The sequence below is a fragment of the Vibrio sp. R78045 genome (assembly GCF_042466085.1).
Taxonomy (GTDB): Bacteria; Pseudomonadota; Gammaproteobacteria; order Enterobacterales; family Vibrionaceae; genus Vibrio; species Vibrio cyclitrophicus.
Genome location: NZ_JAXHBS010000013.1, coordinates 1,354,185 through 1,372,772, shown reverse-complemented (window position 1 = coordinate 1,372,772; position 18,588 = coordinate 1,354,185). Strand labels below are relative to the sequence as shown.

Genomic DNA, 18,588 nt, shown 5'->3' with positions numbered 1-18,588 from the left:
TAAAAACTAAGGGAATCGTCTTAGGAACCTAACCCAAGGTGAAGAGTCGATGGAAAGTAGCTAACAAGTTAATCAGCGACGAATAAAGTAACACCCGTTTCTTGGTTAATTGAAATGGATTGCGCTACTCCATTTCTTATCAACCTTAGACTGATAACATCCGAGCACCACTCGATATCAAAAACTCGAACCTCATCGTTTTGCGTCAAATTATGTACCGTGGCAACTTTAAGAACCGCTTCTTGGCTACGCAAAATCGTGTAAGCTAAATCACTGGTTGCAGGGTTGTCTGGCGCATACCCCAACAACAGAGTCGCTGAACTATCCGTTATCAGCTGCTGATTAAATTCGGTTTGTCCATCAATCGAATAACGTAAATTAGTGGACGCTTTAAGAGGCATCTCATGGCAACTCGTCATTCTTGCTAAAGGCCCATCTAGTGGATTGTCGCAACCTTGTGCCTCTGCCAAAGCACAGTGTTGTCCTCTGATATGCCAGACCAAATCCAACTGTTGTTGGTGAGGATTTTCCGCGGTATTGAATTCAATCGCCACATCCCCTAACCACAGAATTTGACGACGAAACACAACGTCTTTGTACGCGGCTAAATCCCACTGAACAATAGTATGGCTATCGACCGTCGGTAACTCACCACACCAATCTGTTTGTGTGTCTAACCATTCGTAGGACTGTTCTTTTACAAACGTATTCACCTGAGGGTTGGCTGGCGGTTGATTCTTCTGATTCACCGCCAAGGTGTTGTGCGTCACCGTATTTTTATAATACCCATAATGCAGTTCAGCACCGTACCCTGTTGTTCCCAAGTCAGGCAAAATTTCTTTACCATTTCGAGTAACGATCATCCCTAGTCGATCATAGTGATCATGCTCACCACCATACGGAGAGTGCTTAATTAATAGCATGTTATCGTGCTCTCGATCGTGCATGATCGTGACGCCTGATTGTTCTGCATGAATAGACTGGCACATGAGCAGCTCTGCCACAGGTAATGCATCAACACCGTACAACAGTGCGTCGATATTGTTGCGTGGCTTATCTTGATAGATGCTCTGCAACGCCGATGCAAATAAAGGGTCTCTGAACTCACGATACCCGAATTCGAACAAGTGGCTATGAGTTAACTTCTCTTGACCCGCAATACAGTCGTTCAGACGTGGAAAGTCACCCGTATTGATGAGTAGCTTGAGCGGGAACGCCAACATGGTATGGAAGTTTGGTACCGATTGTAGTGAGTACTCTGTTTTACATGCCATTTTTTCGAAATTCAGAAGTGCTTGTAAAGCGTAGTAATGATAATGGATAGAACCTTCAAACCATAAGCCCTCCCCCTTTACACCATACTCTAACTGATACTTCAAGCCATAAGGCGTGCTCACCGCAAAGTCGATGAATTTTCGGTCACCAAGTATCAAGCCTATCACACCAATAGTCGCAGAAATTTTCATTTCATGGTTATGCAATTGATCAGCTCGATGTTGCATCAGGAATTCAGCGCCTTCGCGTAACAAGCGCTGTTCAATAAACAATTGCTCTTCGGTATTCAACTGATCTTTAACGAAATCATAGCCTCGGGCAAAATCAATATTGCAATTCGCTTCGCAAAGAGTCTGCGCGTTTGCTTTGCCTGGACCATTGTATGGAATACCGCCATGTTCTTCGTAATTCGGGTAGTATTCAGCATAACCTAATAAGATCTCACGAACTTTTTCGAAGTATTTGCGGTCTTGAGTAATGTGCCAAAGCAAGCCTAGGTCATTACACGCTTTCGAATTGAGCCCATTAAGCCAACGCCACCATGCTCCGTCATAAGGTTCCCCAGTAAGCACCTCGCCATCAACAGGGCATACATGTTCAGTGGGTCGGTCTCTATCCCAACTTAAGCGAACCCCATGCGTGGGGCAAAAATAATATAAATTCCATGTTGCGCGGGCATCAGGTGGAACGAGAGTGTCTGAAGTAAGCACAACCTGATTATCTTGAATAATTTGTTCGATTATCTCTTGGCTGGCATTTTGACGAATGACCGCCATTTCCTGAGAGGTAAACTGCAGCATAATGGATACCTATACTAAATCTTTAGATGGATGAAAATTGAAGTATTGTTTGGCATTTTGATAACAGATATTCTCGACACTCTGTTTAAGCAAAGGCTCATCATTCGGTAATTCCCCGTCATCGACCCACTTACCGAGTAAGTTACATAAAATGCGACGAAAATAGTCATGACGAGAGAGTGACAATACGCTGCGAGAGTCGGTTAACATTCCGACAAAGCGTCCTAGAGCCCCTAAATTTGCTAGATCTTGAAGTTGTTTTTCCATACCTGCCTTATGATCGTTAAACCACCACGCAGAACCAAGCTGGACTTTACCTGGCTGCGCATCACTGTCTTGAAAGGCGCCTATGATTGACCCAAGCACTGAGCTATCTTTCGGGTTAAGGCTATATACGATAGTCTGAGGGAGTTGGCGGTCTTGATCTAACAAACTCAATAAATGACTCAGGTTTTCTGCAATTGGGTTGTCACTGATAACACTGAAACCCGTACCGCCACCTAGATCATCAAAGCGCCGCTTATTCACATTAATTAACACTCCAATATGAATTTGCATCGACCAACCATGCTTATGATAAGCCTTGCCAAGCACTTCAAAAACGGCCGTCTTAAACTGCGAGATTTCTTCACTATTCAGCGCATCACCACGTTTGACCTTTGCTATAGCTTGATCAAGTACATCAGGGTGATAGTGTGAAAAATCTACAACTTTTAACCCCAAGTCAGATAATCGACAGTTATGCTGGGCAAAATAGTCCACACGAGACGTGATTGCTTGAGCGTAGCTTGCAAAATCGACGACATTAATGTCAGTGATGAACGCCAGTGAATTGAGTGTATTTTGAAAACTACTTTGATTCTCTATTTCAATCAGACTGTCAGCACGAAATGTCGGCAAGACTTGTACAGAAAATCCTGAACGATTCAGTTTATCGTGATAGCTCAGATCGCTAAGTGGATCATCAGTGGTGCACAAGGTATCGACTCGACTCTCTTTAAGCAGACTTTGGAATCGGTGAGACTCTTGGCTGAGTTTTTGATTACAGTGTTGCCAAATAACCTCGCAATTCTCTGAGTTGAGCAGTAAATCGAGACCGAAGTATTTCTTAAGCTCCAAGTGACACCAGTGATACAGCGGATTGCCGATCAGATACGGCATGGTCTCACACCACTTTTGAAACTTTTCATAATCACTCGCATCACCTGTGATGTAATACTCATCGACTCCGTTACTTCGTAATGCACGCCACAAGTAGTGATCGCAACTCAACCAAGCCTGAGCAATATTGTCGTATTGATGGTTGTCATAAATCTCTTTGGCCTCTAAATGGTTATGATAATCAATAATGGGAAGCCCTGCCGCGTAATCGTGATATAAACGCTTAGCAGTGTCCCCCTTCAATAGAAAATCTTTATGTATGTATGAAGACATAATTCAAACTCTTATAAAAAACTGTATTGATAAACTTTAGGGAAAAACTCAGTCATGAAATTGTTTCCTAAAGCCCCTCTACGAGGTGGTTCTATAGGCCAGAGAGACACTCTCTCTGACCTATACTCGTGTTACTTTTATCTAACTAGTTGTTGCTGATTACTTGGATGTAGACATTTCTAAACGAGGCGTTTTTCTCGCACTCTTTAATAACAGAGAACCCACAGTCACAATTACCGCGCCACAGAAGACAAAGGCCATGCGACCCCAGAACGGGTTCGGGATTAGTACCATCGCCGTTACAAGTGCACCGAAAACCAGAATGAGCTTGCCTAGCATATCGCGTTGTTGGCGATCCATTTCATCTTGTCCTTCCTCTTCGATAACAGGAGTCGCAACATCACTCCAAAACTCTTTAAGTTCTGTATTTCTTTTGCCCACTGGCTCTTTGTAGAACTTAGTTGTTAGACAGAAGAAACCACCCGTGATCACAAGGTGCCCAATAACCCCAAGCAGAACTTTTAGGTCACTCGCTTCACGTCCCGTGAACGGAACCTCTAAGTTTAATAAATTGGCAACAACGTCTGCTGTAAGCACAAAACTCACGATGTAAGACACCAGCATGCCCACAGCCAATGTCGCCCAAGCTGCCCAGTCGGGCGTTTTCTTAATAAACATACCGAAGAATAACGGCACTAGAATTGGCATCTGTAACAGCGTACTTACGTACATCATTGCGTCGAAAAGGCTCAAGCCACGAAGAGAGTTAATGAACAGAGCTACCATGATGATCAATATGCCGAAGACCATAGTCATGAATTGACTCACTCGCATCAGCTTCTTGTCATCCGCGTTTTTGTCTATGATTGGTGCGTAAAAGTTACGCACGAACACACCTGAATTTCGGTTTAGACCTGAATCCATTGAAGACATTGTTGCCGCAAATACAGCCGACATAAGCAGTCCCACCATACCAACCGGCATGACGTTTTCGACAAACACTAGGTAAACTGCATCCGCTGCTTTACTACCAAGTTCAGCCGCATGTACAGTTGCCGCTTCAGGATAGATAATTGCCGTTACCCAGGGTGGTAAGAACCAAATCGCCGGCCCAATCAGCATTAATACGAACGCAAGTAGGGCGGCTTTACGTGCGTTAGTAGAGTCTTTTGCCGTTAAGAAGCGATAAGAATCTTGCATGTTGTTGATGTTTTGCAATTGCTTAACGAACATGAAGATAAACCAAGATACGAACAGCAATGGATAGTTCATATCAGAGCCCATGACACTGTCGGCAGGGAATTGCTCGATAAGATTCGCTGGGCCACCAATTTTTGCCAATGCAGCTACCGCACAAACCACGGTCACCGCCATTATCACCACCATTTGTACAAAGTCTGAAGCTACTACACCCCACGCTCCGCCCAACACCGAAATAAAGAGAACAATCAAACCAGTCACAACGATCGTGGTTTCGATATCAACTTTAAACACAGCACTAACGAAAAGTGCGAGACCATTTAGCCAAATACCGGTGTAGACCACGCTTGTCGGCATTGTTGCCCACGTAAACACTTGTTCATTCGTTGCACCGAAGCGACGACGCACACCTTCAATAGGTGTAACAACACGCATTTGTCGAAAGCGGTATGAAAAGAACAACCACGAAAGTAGAAAGCCAAATGCGTTCGCCATGAAAATAACCATGATTGGGAACCCATCGGTAAAAGCTTTACCCGCAGCGCCAGTAAATGTCCAGGCACTAAACTGCGTCATGAATGCGGTAGAGCCAACCATCCACCACAACATCTTGCCTCCTCCACGAAAGTAATCACTGGTAGAACTGCCTGCAAAACGTTTGAAGATGACGCCAATCGCTATCATAAAGATAAAGTAGACACCAACAACGAGCATGTCGATATTCATTACGAACCCCTTTTCATTATTGTTCCATTTAAGTGATTTAATTTTTAAAATACCGTTTCATTATTACATTAACGATATTTTATTTAAGGGTTTCCTGTGATTTTTGTGATCCAAACAATGCAAAAGTCATACAAATGAGATCGAGTTTGGATTATTGAGTTCTGCGCTTTTTAATTTAAAAAGATCATTGATGGATATTTAGATACATCGTGGCGAGAAGGGGCGAAAATAGATCAAGTAACCTAGGGGTATAGCGACCAAATTACGCGTCTAGGAGGTATACCAAGCCATGACTCAGGCGCCGATTGCTTTGGTATTAACTAAACATCAGCTATTAGTTATCCAAACTCCTGATATAAAAAAGCCAGCCTCATTGGGCTGGCTCTCTGAAATCAAGCGTTTCAATTAGTCCAAAAGCGAACGGACATAATCAGCAATTGCTTGGTTTTGGCAATTATCAAAGAAACACTGTTGGAAACGAGGGCTACCCACAGCAGTCTTCACTAGATCTTGATCGATAGCGCGCAGTGAATCAATAAAGTTATCCTTCACTACCGCTGCTTTTACCTCATTAAGAAGCGCGGCATTGCGTTGTTGTGGCTCTGCTCGCTCTAACGGGTAACCTTGACCACGCTCACCTGTGAAAGCTTTTTCAAAGATGTAACGAACGTTCAGTTCACCAGCCCAACCAAAACCTTTCGCAAAAGCGAGCGCGATAGCGTTGCCGTTGTTGATTTGGTTGAACAAGAACGCATCAGAAGGTTCTAAACAGTAACCACAAACCACGCCTGGATGTAAGTTCAGCGACATCAAAGCACCTTGACCAGTGCCACATCCTGTCACAACAAAGTCAACAGCCTTTGAGTTAATCAGAATGCTCGCCATAATACCTAGATGAATATACGTTAAGTGGTGATCGTTCTCATCTGTCATTCCTAGGTTGAAAACATCGTGACCAAAACCACCAGCAACTGACTCTAGTTCAGCTGATACCATTGCATTTTTGCCTGCTTGACTGTTTTCCATTATTAATGCGATTTTCATTTACTTTCTCCCGCAGCATTACTGCAAATTTAAAAATTAGTGCTCAAGTGTTCGCTCTAAAAAATTTAGAGCTTAAACAAAGTCTTTACGCATTGGCGTAAAGTTATCAATTAATACGCCGGCTTCTAGGCAAACACAGCCATGTTCGATACCCGGCTCTTTGTACATAGTGTCGCCTGCGCGCACCACTTTCGTTACATCGCCAATCGTGAACTCAAAGGCTCCCGACAAAACGTATGTGAGCTGCTCATGAGGATGGGTATGCAACGCACCAACTGCGCCTGTTTCGAAATGAACTTCTACAGCCATCACGTTCTCGCTATGAGCAAGCACCTTGCGGGAAACTCCCGCGCCAAGATCTTCCATTTTCACGTCTTCGTTATACACAAACATGTCGTTTTTATTCCTGTTGTTGCGGCGTAATTTTGCACTTGGCGTTATCTTGGTATAGACGAAAAATAGTAACGAGGTTAATCCCTATCACTGATATTTCCATCAGCGAGCCACCAATTGAACCAATAATCAGATTATTAGTTAGCCAGCATGCAGCTCCCAATAAAAAGCCGACTCTTAGTGCAATACCATTCAATCTAAATATTGAGTACGTTCCAATAATCGTTCCGGCTAAAGGCAGAAGTTGATACCAATGCTGAGCAAAACCGATTCCGCTACCAACTGCGAGGGCAATAAAGAACCCTGCAGCCCACAGCGATTTTGTGTACATAGCAGTGCAAGTCCTGAGTGCTGAAATCAAAGCACCGATTGCCGATGTAATAGAACCCAATAATAAAAAGTGGATAAGATGGTTAACGTTCAACATCAACATGACCACTTTGAGCTTTTTGTCGTCCTTCTGGTAAAAGGTCGAAAGGCCCAGAAGGAAACTTAGTAGCCCTACAGATTGTGCAACGATCTCGTTGACCATCTTATATTACAAAAATTGTTAGCGTGCTAACCATCCACCATCGACAGCAATGGTATAACCATTAATATAATCCGATGCAGATGATGCTAAGAACACACATGGGCCAGCGACATCTTTAGGTGTACCCCAGCGATCAGCAGGAATGCGCTCAAGAATAGCTTGGTTACGATCAGCATCTTCACGCAGTGCTTGAGTATTGTTGGTTGCCATATATCCAGGTGCAATCGCATTGACATTAATGTTATCGCTCGCCCATTCGTTCGCCATCGCGCGGGTGATACCCATTACAGCACTCTTAGACGCTGTATACGAAGGAACACGAATACCACCTTGGAAAGAGAGCATTGATGCGATATTGATGATCTTGCCGCCAGTACCTTGCGCTTTAAACTGCTTCGCAACCGACTGAGACATAAAGAAAACAGTCTTAGTATTGATGTTCATTACGTCATCCCAGTTTTGCTCAGAAAACTCAATCGCATCTTCTCGACGAATGATGCCGGCATTATTAACAAGGATGTCGATGCGACCAAATTCAGTCAGCGCTTTATCTATAATTCCAGGAATCTCTTCTTGCTTTAGAAGGTCGGCACGTACGTCTAAAAACGTATGACCCGCTTTATTCATTTTTTCAATGGTATCTACTGGCTCAACACGATTAACGCCCACCACTTTACATCCAGCTTCAGCCAGACCAATTGCCATACCTTGACCAAGGCCAGTATCACAACCCGTCACTATCGCTACTTTACCTTCCAGATTGAATGACTCTAACATCATGTTTGCTTCCTCAATTGCGTTTAGTGTTGTGGCATTTCTGTAATGTCGCCCACTCGATTTAGTCATACAATAAAACATAAAATCATTGCTGACAATTATTTTTGAAACGACATTTCAAAAATAATTTCTACTTATCCTAAAAGTTTGAAGTTGATCGTTATCTTTTTTTATTTTTTTGAAAAGGCTTTTTAGAAATTACGAAAAATGGTATTTTGTCTTGATATTAGATAGCTCAAAGGAAGAAAAATGGAGAAGTCCACCCAGCCAGAAGCCGTTTCATCGGTATTAAAAGTTTTTAATATTCTTGAATCTCTGGGGGAACAGAAGGAAATAGGCGTATCAGACCTTTCACAACGTCTAATGATGTCTAAGGCCACTACCTACCGCTTTCTACAAACCATGAAAATGCTTGGCTATGTATCTCAACAAGGCGAAGCTGACAGATACTCACTTACATTAAAGATGTTTGAGCTTGGCTCAAAGTCACTCGAATGGGTTGATATGATCACAATCGCCGAGAAAGAGATGCGTGTGATTTCAGAAGAGACCAATGAAACCATTCACTTAGGTGCGTTGGACCATGGCTCTATCATCTACATACACAAAATCGATTCTAGCTTCGCCCTACGCATGCACTCACGCGTTGGTCGAAGAAATCCTCTGCATACGACTGCGATTGGTAAAGTATTATTGGCAGAACGTGACGAAGAATTCGTTCGCACTCAGTTGGCAGACGCCGAATTTGTGAAAAGTACAAAAAATACCCTTGAAAATGTCGACCAACTTGTCGATGAACTTAAAGCGGTTAAGCTACAGCACTTTGGCGAAGATAATGAAGAACAAGAGCCAGGCTTACGTTGTATCGCAGCTCCAGTTTACGACCGCTTTGGTACCGTAATTGCCGGTGTCTCAATTTCATTTCCTACTATTCGATTTGATGAAGAGAAAAAAGCTCACTATGTGGAGTTACTGCACAACGCAGGCAGAAATATATCCAAGCAATTAGGGTTTAATGATTACCCAATCAAATAATAAAAAAGGCAGCAATTATTGCTGCCTTTTTTATTACGCGTTGTCCCATCGATTACCAGCCCAAGAATCATGACAAGCCATGCTATGTGTAAATAGAAAGACTTATAGATCAGATAAATAGCTTCCACCGTCATCAGATCGCACGAAGACCTGCAATCCTATAACCCACCATGAACGATGTTCTCAAAGATCCCCTAAACCAGATATTCTAGGGATTTAGAAACAATCCCATGATTTAAAAGAGTAAAAGGGTTATACATAATGATGTGTTATCTAAATGACTGAAAATATCATGACGCTCACAGAGATCCTTAAAACTCCCAATGTCCGCTACTTCTTAATGTTTCGAAGTAGCTACTTTGCGCGTTTTTATTACCCTATTTTCACCCTACTCTATTTAGATTACGGCTTAACCCTGTCTCAGTTTGCCATGCTAAACGTAGTCTGGGCAGCCACCATTGTGCTTGCTGAAGTACCGTCGGGCGCATTCGCCGATACCTTAGGCCGTAAGAAACTGGTGGTGCTATCTTCGATTGTGATGTTTGTTGAGATCGCGATGATCGCCTTAGTGCCAACCGGAAACCCTAACTTGGTGTTCATTGTCTTTCTAATTAATCGGATTCTCAGTGGCTTAGCGATGGCACTGGCGAGCGGCGCCGACGAGGCATTGGCTTACGACACCTTAAAAGAACAAGGCAATGAAGAGTTGTGGCCCCGAGTGCTGCAAATCCAGCTTCGTGTCGCCTCAACTGTCGGTATCTTTGTCATTCTAATTGGTGCGGCGATGTACGATGTGAACTTTATGGCGAACATCTTTCATTTCTTTGGACTAGCGGAGCCAGAAAGCACTAAAGACCTGATGCGTATTCCCGTGTTCGCCACCTTATTTGTTGCGACGATCGCCATCTATGCCGCGATTAATATGCGCGAAGAGAAAAAGGTGATGCCAAGCGACCAAACCAAATTAGCAACCACCATCGCAAGCCTCAAGTTAACGATCGATGCGGGTAAATGGGTATTTGCTACGCCTTACGTGCTGTTCATCTTGCTCTACTACAGCCTATTCGAACACACCTCGCGAATGTTCCTAACCATGAACAGCCAATACTATCTGGCCATTGATATTCCAATTATCTACTTTGGTTTTATTGGCGCGGGTATCAGCTTGCTTAAGATTATATTGGCAGGGCAAAGCCGAAGATTGGCAGAAAGCATCGAGCCCAAAACCTTTATTGTGGTCATGGGGTTAGCAAGCATGGCGACCTACTATTGGATCAGTTTAGGTTGGTCTATTTATGGCGTAATTCCCGCGTTGGTACTGATCTTTATCATCATGACGATGAACATATTCATTAGCTACCATCTGAACAAAAAGACGGAATCACACAACCGAGCGACCGTTCTCAGTTTCAAAGGCCTGATGTTTAACCTTGGGTATGGCTTGATCGGTATTTTGTATGCCTACTACTATAAATTGGTGTCTCAGAGCTACACCGCACAAGAGATAGAACAAAACCTCGACTTCTTAGCTTCACTGTCTTCGTTCTTCTATTACTTCACCTTATTGTTCGTTTCGATAAGCGTACTGTTCTATTTCAAAAACAAAAAAGGACCCATTTTTTGAAAGGGTTAGCTGTATTTTGTCGAAATTAAAGCTTCACCTCTGGCTATAACAAGACTAAGTCGCTTCTTATATTGGTATGGTTTGTTAGTATAATCATTAATTTATATAACACATGGAAGCGTCATGTCTTTTAGTTGGATAGCTTTTACTCTTCTTGCTGCCTTCAGCCAATCTTGGCGTAATGCATTTCAAAGCAAATTAAGTGGCACAATGAGTGTGGCGGGAGTGACGCTGGCTCGCTTTATTTGGGCTGGCCCTATTGCACTTATTTACCTATGCGCGCTCTATCAATGGCAGCCAGTCGCTGTTCCTAGTTTTTCCGGCAAGTTTGGCTTTTTTATCGTTGCAGCAGCCATTATGCAGATCCTCGCGACCGGTTTAATGGTGATGCTATTTAAACTCGAAAACTACGCGATTGGAGCAGGACTCGCTAAGTGTGAGGCTCCCGTTTCGGCAGTGCTTTCTGTGTTGTTCTTTGGTACCGCGTTAACGGTGACAGGTTGGATAGGAGTACTTATTGGCACGTTAGGCGTGCTAATAATGAGCAGCTCTTCCGGTTGGCGAAGCCTCTCTCCCAAAGTCTTTCTCTTAGGTATGGCTTGCAGCACAGCCTTTGCTTTAACGTCTCTTTGGGTACGTGAAGCTAGCTTGAGTATTGGCCTGCCCTTCCCTCATAGCGCCGCATGGGTGCTGTTTCTCGTCATTTCCCTTCAGACAGTGATTATCTGTACGTATCTTTTTTTCAGAGAACGCGACACATTGCGCCAGATCTTTACCAAGTCGAAACTGGTGGTAATGACAAGCCTAGCAAGTGTAATTGGTTCTCTTGGCTGGTTTAGCGCGATGTCACTTCAAGCCGTGCCTTATGTAAAAACATTAGGGCAAATCGAAGTAGTCTTTATGGTATTGATCTCTTACTTCTGGTTGGGGCAAAGTATTGCTCGCAAAGACATTCTTGCGCTGATCTTACTTTCTATCGCAGCTGTGTTGGTAATGTGGCAGTAGTTGAACTACGTCATACCGTGGTGTTTAATCATTCCCTCATTCCTTACTTGGTTGAATCACTACAGTCTGGCATTATGCGCTCGAGAAATCCGTGCACATTCACGGTATAGATAGCACGAAGGTAGTCAGTGTTAGAAAACAACCAACAATTAAGTAACCAATACGACGAGCAGGGTTACTTTGTTCTCAGAAATTATTTCGATGAAGCTCAAATTGCATCGCTTAGAAAAGTCGTACTTAAATTCCATGAATCGTGGAAGGCCGACAACGAAGAGTTCTATCAAGAAGAAGCGTTTAACTCGTCTCTAATTACGGGAAGCCAATATTTACCTACTGATGATAGAACTGCACTCTTTGATTTCATTAGCTCAAAAAAAGTCATGGATGTCGTTGATGCGGTAATTCCGAACAACCCTGCATTCATGAACACGCAACTATTCTTCAACCCTGTAAACCCGGAGCAGAAAGACTTTTGGCATCGTGACTGTCAATACGATTATGACATTGATGACCAGATGAGAGTAATACTAGAAACGCAAGTATTACACCTACGCGTCCCCTTATTTGATGAACCCGGAATGGAGCTCATCCCCGGAACACACAAGCGATGGGACAATGAAGAGGAATACAATGTTCGCCAAGAAGTGAATGGTAAAGAGAGCAGTGATGACATCTCTGGCGGGAAGCAAATACCGTTAGCTGCAGGCGACTTGTTGGTATTTTCGGCGGATATGATCCATCGAGGCCGATACGGGCTGGATCGGTTGGCTTTGGATATATTGATCTTTGATTCTGCGGCCGATTATGTAGACTACGTCGATGACGATTGCTTGCCAACTCCATCAATGTTGAACAAGTTTAACGATCCTAGATTGTTTATGAACACGCTACAGTTAAAATCGATGCTGTGCTAGCAATCAATTAACATCGCGAATTTTTAACAAACTAGAGTAGAGAATATCGCACATATTACGGCTTAGAGTTGAAATATCTAATCCCAGATCGCTGATTTATGATTGGCGAGACCACGCCCTTATCTGCGCAATTTCATCTTCATCGATATTTAAAGATTGCAGGAATTTGAGATGTCCTAGCGGCTCCATCTGCTCAAAGCGTTTGTGCCAATTGATCATACCCTGTTCATCCATTCCTGATTCTTTAAGTATTTCTGTCCAACGCTCTTTGGTGAGTAGGCCTTGATTAAGAAGTTCAGGGTCTTTGAGTAACGCCATTATGGACTGTTGCTGCTGGCGCAATTTTTGAATTTCTAGATCGAGGGCAGCAAACTGTTGTCTTAGTACCACATCTCGGTCTTCATCCTGAGATTGCTGTAGCAGGCTCTCAATCTCACTGACGGGAATACCATAAGAGCGATAGGCAAGTATTGATCTAAACCTATCAAGTTCTCGCTCTCCATATTGGCGATAACCGTTAGATGCTCTAGCTGCGGGAGTAATTAGCCCCTTTCGCTCGTAGTAGAGAACCGTTGTTCGACATACCTCAAGTTGCTCACAAAATTGTTTGATGCTCAACACTTAGGGCTATCCTCTTTGGTTGTTTGATAGTGAGACCAAATCAATGGAATCAATGCACTGATAAGAATAATCAGTGCGCCAATCATTGACCATAAATCAGGAATTTCAGAAAAGACAACTAAGCCAATAATAAGTGAATAGATAATCTTTACATACTCAACATTGGCAATGATGTTGGCTTGCACCCATTTATATGCAGAGATACCAACATACTGAGCAAACGAAGAGATGATGCCAACTAACAGCAGTAGCATAAAGTCTTCGACTGTTGGTGTGCGCCATAAGTAAAGGGTTGGTATTAATGTCATCAAACCAATTGCCAGAGCTTGGTATGCCATCAATGTTATCTTTGGTTCGCTCTGTGCCACTTTCCTAACACACACTACCGCTACCGACGCGCCTAGTGCGGCAATCACGCCAGATAAAACATAAAGGTTATGGCTTGCAAAGGTCGGTCGAACAACCGTCATTACCCCGATAAATCCAACCACAATCGTGAAAATTCGACTGCTGGTGATCTGCTCTACCAATACGAAATGAGCGATTAGAGCCACAAAAAGTACCTGCAGAAAACCGAGTGCTGTTGCGTCAGAAAATGGAATGTTGCTCACTGAAATAAAGCCAAAATATAGAGCGGTAAAAGCGCCTAGTATTCTTAGTAGGTGAAGCGATATTTTGTTGGGCTTAAGCAGCACACCAATATTTTTTCTGATCGCAGGCAGGAGCAAGAGCATAAAGATGAGCTGGCGAAAGAACAGGATCTGAAATGTGTCATAGTCTGTACTGAGTTGTCGAACAAATACCCCAACTATAGTAAACAGTGCTGTAGATATAAGGGCAAGAGTGATCCCTTTCATTGTCGATGAAAGGTGGTTAAAGAGCTGAAGTATCTTTGATTGCTGTAAGTCTCGTAATTGGTACAACGAAATGTGCCTCTTTAGTCATGATAAGTATAAGGCTAATCATTCTAAAGTCGTTACCTGTAGACAGGTCAAGTGATATGAGTTGTTAACGGATAAAAGTAGTCTCTTTGAAACATGAAAAAGGGTAATTCTGAGTTAAAAATTGACGTTGGTTAAGATTTAAAGTGACAAGGTTTTGGACAAAATAATAGCTCGTCCTGTTTTTCAAATTGCTTACTCAAAGTGACAGAGGTAGTTTGCGTTATTTTATGCAGGGCCTTTAGAAACCGTTGTCTATCAGCCTTAGCTCTTATATGTCACTCTCATTTTGATCGATTTCAATTTTTTCGATTAAATGCAACCTATAACGCCTAGTTTCACTATCGTCAAACTCAGTTTCCAGCCAAATATCAACTAGTTTTATTGCTAGTGTCGGTTCAATAGTCAAGGCTCCCAAAGTAAGTACATTAGTATCATTATGTCGCCTAGCCTGCTCAACAGTATGGGATTCAAAGCCCATCACAGCTCTTATACCATTAACTTTGTTAGCACAAATATTCATTCCTACACCTGTCCCACAGATTAATATGCCCATATCTACGCGTTTAAGTTTAACCAATTTGGTTACTTTATCTGCATAGAGCGCTGAATGTGTACGTTCCTTATTTCCTGTACCCATATCAATAACGGTATGGCCTTTATTTTCAATATGAGTGACAAGCTTCTGCTTTAATTCAAGTCCAGCGTGGTCATTACCTATTGCAACTTTCATACAATTACTTTCTACCTCATAGGTTTTATATAAATGTAGTGGACAATTAAATTTAGCCACATAGCTCGATGAAAAAATATACCAAATGATGCCAGAGTGAAGCATATATTGAATCAGCCGAAACAAAGAACGGAATATTTCTGCGTTACGATGTTCCCCCTCCTCTCTTCTGCACAGCAACGTATCAATGAGTGGACTAAATTAGCATCTCACGGATAGTTTCAAGTATTACAAATCTCCAATCAAGTAGCCAATTCATTGAGCTATTACAAACTGCCCATCAACATGATTGGGAGCGTTAGGCGACGACATTTTTTACTGTCTCCGGTTCCTTTGCTTACTTAGTTTACCTCTAAACCATGCGGCATTAATAACGTGTTCCTTTTCCTATTGATTAGTTGTTATGTCTTTTTGGACAAATTTACACCAACCAGAGAGCTGTGATTTAAACACAGAAAGTGTAAGAAAATGTAAATAATGTAAATTCAATGCAAATGTAAATCATTGTCATTTACCTTGCGGAGGAATAAACGACTCGTTAGACGTCATCAAAGAATGAGCGCGGTTCAGGTTACGGATAATTTGTTTCTTCCATCGCTTAAACAACGACAGGGTCTATGGAAGCCAATACGGTCAATCTTTGGTATTGGCGAAACTGGTTACGCGAAGAAAAAATCTAACGATGATAAAAAATAATAAATAGGAGTTAAAAGTACAGTGTTTTTCAAAACAAAGGTATCGCTACTAATCAGTGCAGTATTAGCGAATCAAGCATTTGCAGAAAGTCATACGACTGAAGAGCCAATGGTGCCAGCTGAAACAATGACAATTGTGGGTAGCGAGTTTGCTCATTATAAGAATGATACCAACAACACCGCTATGCGTATGGAGATGACTCAATTAGAAACTCCGGGGCAAATTACGGTCATAGACAGTTCAATGTTCGAAGAGCAAGGGGCAAGTAGTCTTGGAGAAGTTTTAGAGTATGAGTCAAGTGTAACAACAGGGAATACCAAAGGGCACAACATTGAATACTTTACCATGCGTGGTTTTGATGTTGGTAGTGGTAGCGGGATCATGAGAGATGGTCATCAACTCTGGTCGTATTACCCACAACCGACCGAGCTACTAGAACGAGTCGAGGTGTTAAAAGGTCCATCAAGTTTACTTTATGGTCAATCAGAGCCTGGCGGTCTAATTAACATGGTGACAAAAAAGCCAACGTCTGAGACGCAACTCATTTTGCGCCAAGACATTGGCTCTAACGATAAATCTAAAACTATGATAGATCTCAGTGGCTCACTTAACGAAGATCAATCTTTGCGCGCAAGAACTATCCTAGTAAAGGATAGCTACAGCTCTTGGCGCGAATATGCAGATGGAAGCAACCCTCAAACAGAACGCATGATCGGTGCACTAATGGTTGATTATGACATCAATGAAAAAGCGATGTTATCTCTGCATTATGACTATTTTGATTATGACGGTGATGTTGATACTGGCTCTTACATTGTGGATGGTAAGCCAGTTGCAGGCAGCAAATATATTTGGGACGCTGATTGGGCTAATACTGATATTAAAGTTCAAAACTACGGTTTTGACCTTCTCCTATCACCAAGTTATGACACCAACATAAAGACGGGATACAACGCCCAAAGATATGAACGTGATTATCGTTACACATGGACTAACTTTAGCAACTATGAAGAAAATGGGACTGTCACTCTGACCCCCGGTGAACAGTATGACGAGTGGAACCATGATACCGCTTATGTTGATCTTACCCACAACTTCGATTTAGTTGGAACTGAGAATACTCTATTAATTGGTGCGAACTACTTGAGGTATTCTTTCGACCGTATAAATCATACAGGTGATGTAGTTAGTGCAAGTGTTGGAGAGTCTGTCGACTTCCCTGAATCGTTGAATACTAGCATAAGAGCGTCTTCTTACGATCTTTGGGGTACTTACATCCAAAACTTAACAAAATTCAATGATCAATGGCATCTTCTAGTGGGTGTTCGTTATGACGAGAAACATGATGATATTACTGAAAGCCAAGTTTCACCAAAAGCAGGGATTATTTACCACCCTTCAGATAATAGCTCTATTTATGTCCAGTACTCAGAAAGTTTCATTCCTCAAGGTGAAGTGGGTACATCTTATATAAACGAAGGTGAAAAACTCGACGCTGAATTAGGTAAATCTTATGAAGTCGGAACCAAATGGGAGCTATTTGATCGTCGCTTATTTTTGACTGGGGCTTTGTTTGAGACAACTTTATCGAACATTCAACTAAGCGTTGAAAACCCAGATAATGCAGATGAAGATATTTTGACTCAAGATGGCGAACAGGTTCATCGAGGAGCTGAATTCGCAGCACAGGGGCTCGTTAGTAGTAAGTTAAGTCTTTCAGGATCTGCTACATATCTTGATGCAGAGATAACAAACAGCGCTTCTTACGAGGGTAATGTACCCGCGAATACACCTGAGTTTTCAGCGTCAATATGGTCAAATTACAAACTTAGAGATGACACCAATCTAAATCTAGGCGTTGTCCATGTCGGAAGCCGCTACGGTGACTCAGGTAACACTTTCAAGAAAGATGCATATACGCGTATTGATACCGGTATCTCTTACACTCAGAAGTACAACGACCTCAACATCGTAGCTCGCTTCAATATTGAAAATCTATTTGATACTGATTATCTAGATGGAGGCGGCAATACAAGAAGCACTCAATTAGGTGGTGAGGATGTTGATATTGGTGAGGGTCGAAATTATATGGCTAGCATCCAATTTGAATATTAATTAGCTGGCTCTCAGCTTAAGCCATTGCAACCAAAACCGTTTTTCAATAGGTGTGATGTTCGCGATGGCTTTTCTGATTTTAGGTTAAGTTATAAGCTGATTGGTTTTTACCTTTCAGCTTATAGCTTTAGCTATAATATCAGGATTCATTTAACACCGACCTTACTTTTAGGCTTCTTACCAAGGAAGAACTTGCCTAGATTTAAGTGCTCCTTTCCCCTGCGACACCTAGAGGCAATCAGAAGCCAGTATTTAACTCCATCTATCAGATACCTACCCAGAATATCTCTTAAAACGAATTGGCAGAGCGACTTTCGTAAGTCGATATAAAACAAAGAAACGATGAAGAACAATTTTATTTGTAGAAGAGTTTAGATCTAGTCTATTAATTGGTTTTGTCAGTAACCTTGGTGCATAACAATAGCTATTGTGTCAATGCTTTGGACACTCGACTAACATGAACTAAGCTCATTAGCTTAATTGATGGTTTGATGATTAGCTGCGCACTACCTACTATAAATAACCAAGTACCACTTTCAATCAGAGACTCATTTAAAAAGAAGAAGCTACCAACCAAAAACCAAACTGCAATTAATAAATCATTGAATGCTCCTAAAGCCTCATAACGACGCTGAATCACTATATGTTTTTTACCAATATCTACATCCAACTCTACACCTTGATTCACAAACTCTCCTAAATCGAACTACAGTTAAAGATACA

General features: G+C 42.2%; 16 protein-coding genes. 5 read left to right on the top strand and 11 right to left on the bottom strand.

Annotated features, from left to right (window positions below):
* Window positions 1-68: 68 nt before the first annotated feature.
* The 7 genes from SJY39_RS16600 to kduD all read right to left on the bottom strand — a co-directional run bounded on the left by SJY39_RS16600 (window position 69) and on the right by kduD (window position 8,184).
* Window positions 69-2,075: a heparinase II/III family protein gene (locus SJY39_RS16600; protein WP_016793200.1), complete on the bottom strand. Its 2,007-nt coding sequence runs from the start codon at window positions 2,073-2,075 to the stop codon at window positions 69-71.
* 9 nt (window positions 2,076-2,084) lie between these two features.
* Window positions 2,085-3,509 (bottom strand): glucuronate isomerase, encoded by a 1,425-nt coding sequence (gene uxaC / locus SJY39_RS16595; protein ID WP_016784293.1) that lies wholly within the window; start codon window positions 3,507-3,509, stop codon window positions 2,085-2,087.
* A 159-nt stretch (window positions 3,510-3,668) separates the two neighbouring features.
* Window positions 3,669-5,435: a sodium:solute symporter family protein gene (locus SJY39_RS16590; RefSeq protein WP_010431362.1), complete on the bottom strand. Its 1,767-nt coding sequence runs from the start codon at window positions 5,433-5,435 to the stop codon at window positions 3,669-3,671.
* A 405-nt stretch (window positions 5,436-5,840) separates the two neighbouring features.
* Complete coding sequence (locus SJY39_RS16585) at window positions 5,841-6,479, bottom strand: RpiB/LacA/LacB family sugar-phosphate isomerase (protein ID WP_010431365.1); 639 nt, start codon at window positions 6,477-6,479, stop codon at window positions 5,841-5,843.
* Window positions 6,480-6,551: 72 nt separating this feature from the next.
* Window positions 6,552-6,872 (bottom strand): cupin domain-containing protein, encoded by a 321-nt coding sequence (locus SJY39_RS16580; RefSeq protein WP_010431369.1) that lies wholly within the window; start codon window positions 6,870-6,872, stop codon window positions 6,552-6,554.
* Window positions 6,873-6,879: 7 nt separating this feature from the next.
* Window positions 6,880-7,404 carry a YgjV family protein gene (locus SJY39_RS16575; RefSeq protein WP_016793201.1) on the bottom strand — a complete coding sequence of 175 codons (525 nt, stop codon included), beginning with the start codon at window positions 7,402-7,404 and terminating at the stop codon, window positions 6,880-6,882.
* 18 nt (window positions 7,405-7,422) lie between these two features.
* Entirely contained in the window at window positions 7,423-8,184 is a 762-nt protein-coding gene (gene kduD, locus SJY39_RS16570; protein WP_010431375.1) for a 2-dehydro-3-deoxy-D-gluconate 5-dehydrogenase KduD, read from the bottom strand.
* Between the two features lie 246 nt (window positions 8,185-8,430).
* Between kduD and kdgR the strand changes: the two genes are divergently transcribed.
* The 4 genes from kdgR (at window position 8,431) to SJY39_RS16550 (ending at window position 12,759) form a co-directional block, all read left to right on the top strand.
* Entirely contained in the window at window positions 8,431-9,216 is a 786-nt protein-coding gene (gene kdgR / locus SJY39_RS16565) for a DNA-binding transcriptional regulator KdgR (RefSeq protein WP_010431377.1), read from the top strand.
* A gap of 292 nt (window positions 9,217-9,508) precedes the next feature.
* Window positions 9,509-10,840 (top strand): MFS transporter, encoded by a 1,332-nt coding sequence (locus SJY39_RS16560; protein ID WP_032546037.1) that lies wholly within the window; start codon window positions 9,509-9,511, stop codon window positions 10,838-10,840.
* 123 nt (window positions 10,841-10,963) lie between these two features.
* Window positions 10,964-11,845 carry a DMT family transporter gene (locus SJY39_RS16555; RefSeq protein WP_010431385.1) on the top strand — a complete coding sequence of 294 codons (882 nt, stop codon included), beginning with the start codon at window positions 10,964-10,966 and terminating at the stop codon, window positions 11,843-11,845.
* Window positions 11,846-11,973: 128 nt separating this feature from the next.
* Window positions 11,974-12,759 (top strand): phytanoyl-CoA dioxygenase family protein, encoded by a 786-nt coding sequence (locus SJY39_RS16550; protein ID WP_016767874.1) that lies wholly within the window; start codon window positions 11,974-11,976, stop codon window positions 12,757-12,759.
* A 96-nt stretch (window positions 12,760-12,855) separates the two neighbouring features.
* Here the strand turns inward: SJY39_RS16550 and SJY39_RS16545 are convergent, their stop codons facing one another.
* The 3 genes from SJY39_RS16545 to rpiB form a co-directional block, all read right to left on the bottom strand.
* Window positions 12,856-13,380 (bottom strand): MerR family transcriptional regulator, encoded by a 525-nt coding sequence (locus SJY39_RS16545; protein WP_010431390.1) that lies wholly within the window; start codon window positions 13,378-13,380, stop codon window positions 12,856-12,858.
* Window positions 13,374-14,237, bottom strand: coding sequence for a DMT family transporter (locus tag SJY39_RS16540; RefSeq protein WP_016784300.1), 864 nt, complete (start codon window positions 14,235-14,237; stop codon window positions 13,374-13,376). The genes SJY39_RS16545 and SJY39_RS16540 overlap by 7 nt, the downstream gene beginning before the upstream one ends.
* 355 nt (window positions 14,238-14,592) lie before the next feature.
* Window positions 14,593-15,054: a ribose 5-phosphate isomerase B gene (rpiB, locus tag SJY39_RS16535; RefSeq protein ID WP_010431394.1), complete on the bottom strand. Its 462-nt coding sequence runs from the start codon at window positions 15,052-15,054 to the stop codon at window positions 14,593-14,595.
* A gap of 717 nt (window positions 15,055-15,771) precedes the next feature.
* Here rpiB and SJY39_RS16530 point away from each other — a divergent pair.
* The gene (locus SJY39_RS16530; RefSeq protein ID WP_016793203.1) at window positions 15,772-17,865 is read left to right on the top strand and encodes a TonB-dependent siderophore receptor; all 2,094 of its coding nucleotides are present in this window, start codon (window positions 15,772-15,774) and stop codon (window positions 17,863-17,865) included.
* Window positions 17,866-18,289: 424 nt separating this feature from the next.
* Here the strand turns inward: SJY39_RS16530 and SJY39_RS16525 are convergent, their stop codons facing one another.
* Window positions 18,290-18,553, bottom strand: a complete 264-nt coding sequence (locus SJY39_RS16525; RefSeq protein WP_010431397.1) for a YrhK family protein — start codon at window positions 18,551-18,553, stop codon at window positions 18,290-18,292.
* Between the last annotated feature and the right edge of the window lie 35 nt (window positions 18,554-18,588).

Coding starts and splice junctions, on each gene's coding strand:
- rpiB (WP_010431394.1), bottom strand. CDS start 15,054: ATGAAAGTTGCAATAGGTAATGACCACGCTGGACTTGAATTAAAGCAG.
- SJY39_RS16540 (WP_016784300.1), bottom strand. CDS start 14,237: ATGAAAGGGATCACTCTTGCCCTTATATCTACAGCACTGTTTACTATA.
- SJY39_RS16590 (WP_010431362.1), bottom strand. CDS start 5,435: ATGAATATCGACATGCTCGTTGTTGGTGTCTACTTTATCTTTATGATA.
- SJY39_RS16555 (WP_010431385.1), top strand. CDS start 10,964: ATGTCTTTTAGTTGGATAGCTTTTACTCTTCTTGCTGCCTTCAGCCAA.
- SJY39_RS16580 (WP_010431369.1), bottom strand. CDS start 6,872: ATGTTTGTGTATAACGAAGACGTGAAAATGGAAGATCTTGGCGCGGGA.
- SJY39_RS16560 (WP_032546037.1), top strand. CDS start 9,509: ATGACGCTCACAGAGATCCTTAAAACTCCCAATGTCCGCTACTTCTTA.
- SJY39_RS16585 (WP_010431365.1), bottom strand. CDS start 6,479: ATGAAAATCGCATTAATAATGGAAAACAGTCAAGCAGGCAAAAATGCA.
- uxaC (WP_016784293.1), bottom strand. CDS start 3,509: ATGTCTTCATACATACATAAAGATTTTCTATTGAAGGGGGACACTGCT.
- kduD (WP_010431375.1), bottom strand. CDS start 8,184: ATGATGTTAGAGTCATTCAATCTGGAAGGTAAAGTAGCGATAGTGACG.
- SJY39_RS16575 (WP_016793201.1), bottom strand. CDS start 7,404: ATGGTCAACGAGATCGTTGCACAATCTGTAGGGCTACTAAGTTTCCTT.
- SJY39_RS16600 (WP_016793200.1), bottom strand. CDS start 2,075: ATGCTGCAGTTTACCTCTCAGGAAATGGCGGTCATTCGTCAAAATGCC.
- kdgR (WP_010431377.1), top strand. CDS start 8,431: ATGGAGAAGTCCACCCAGCCAGAAGCCGTTTCATCGGTATTAAAAGTT.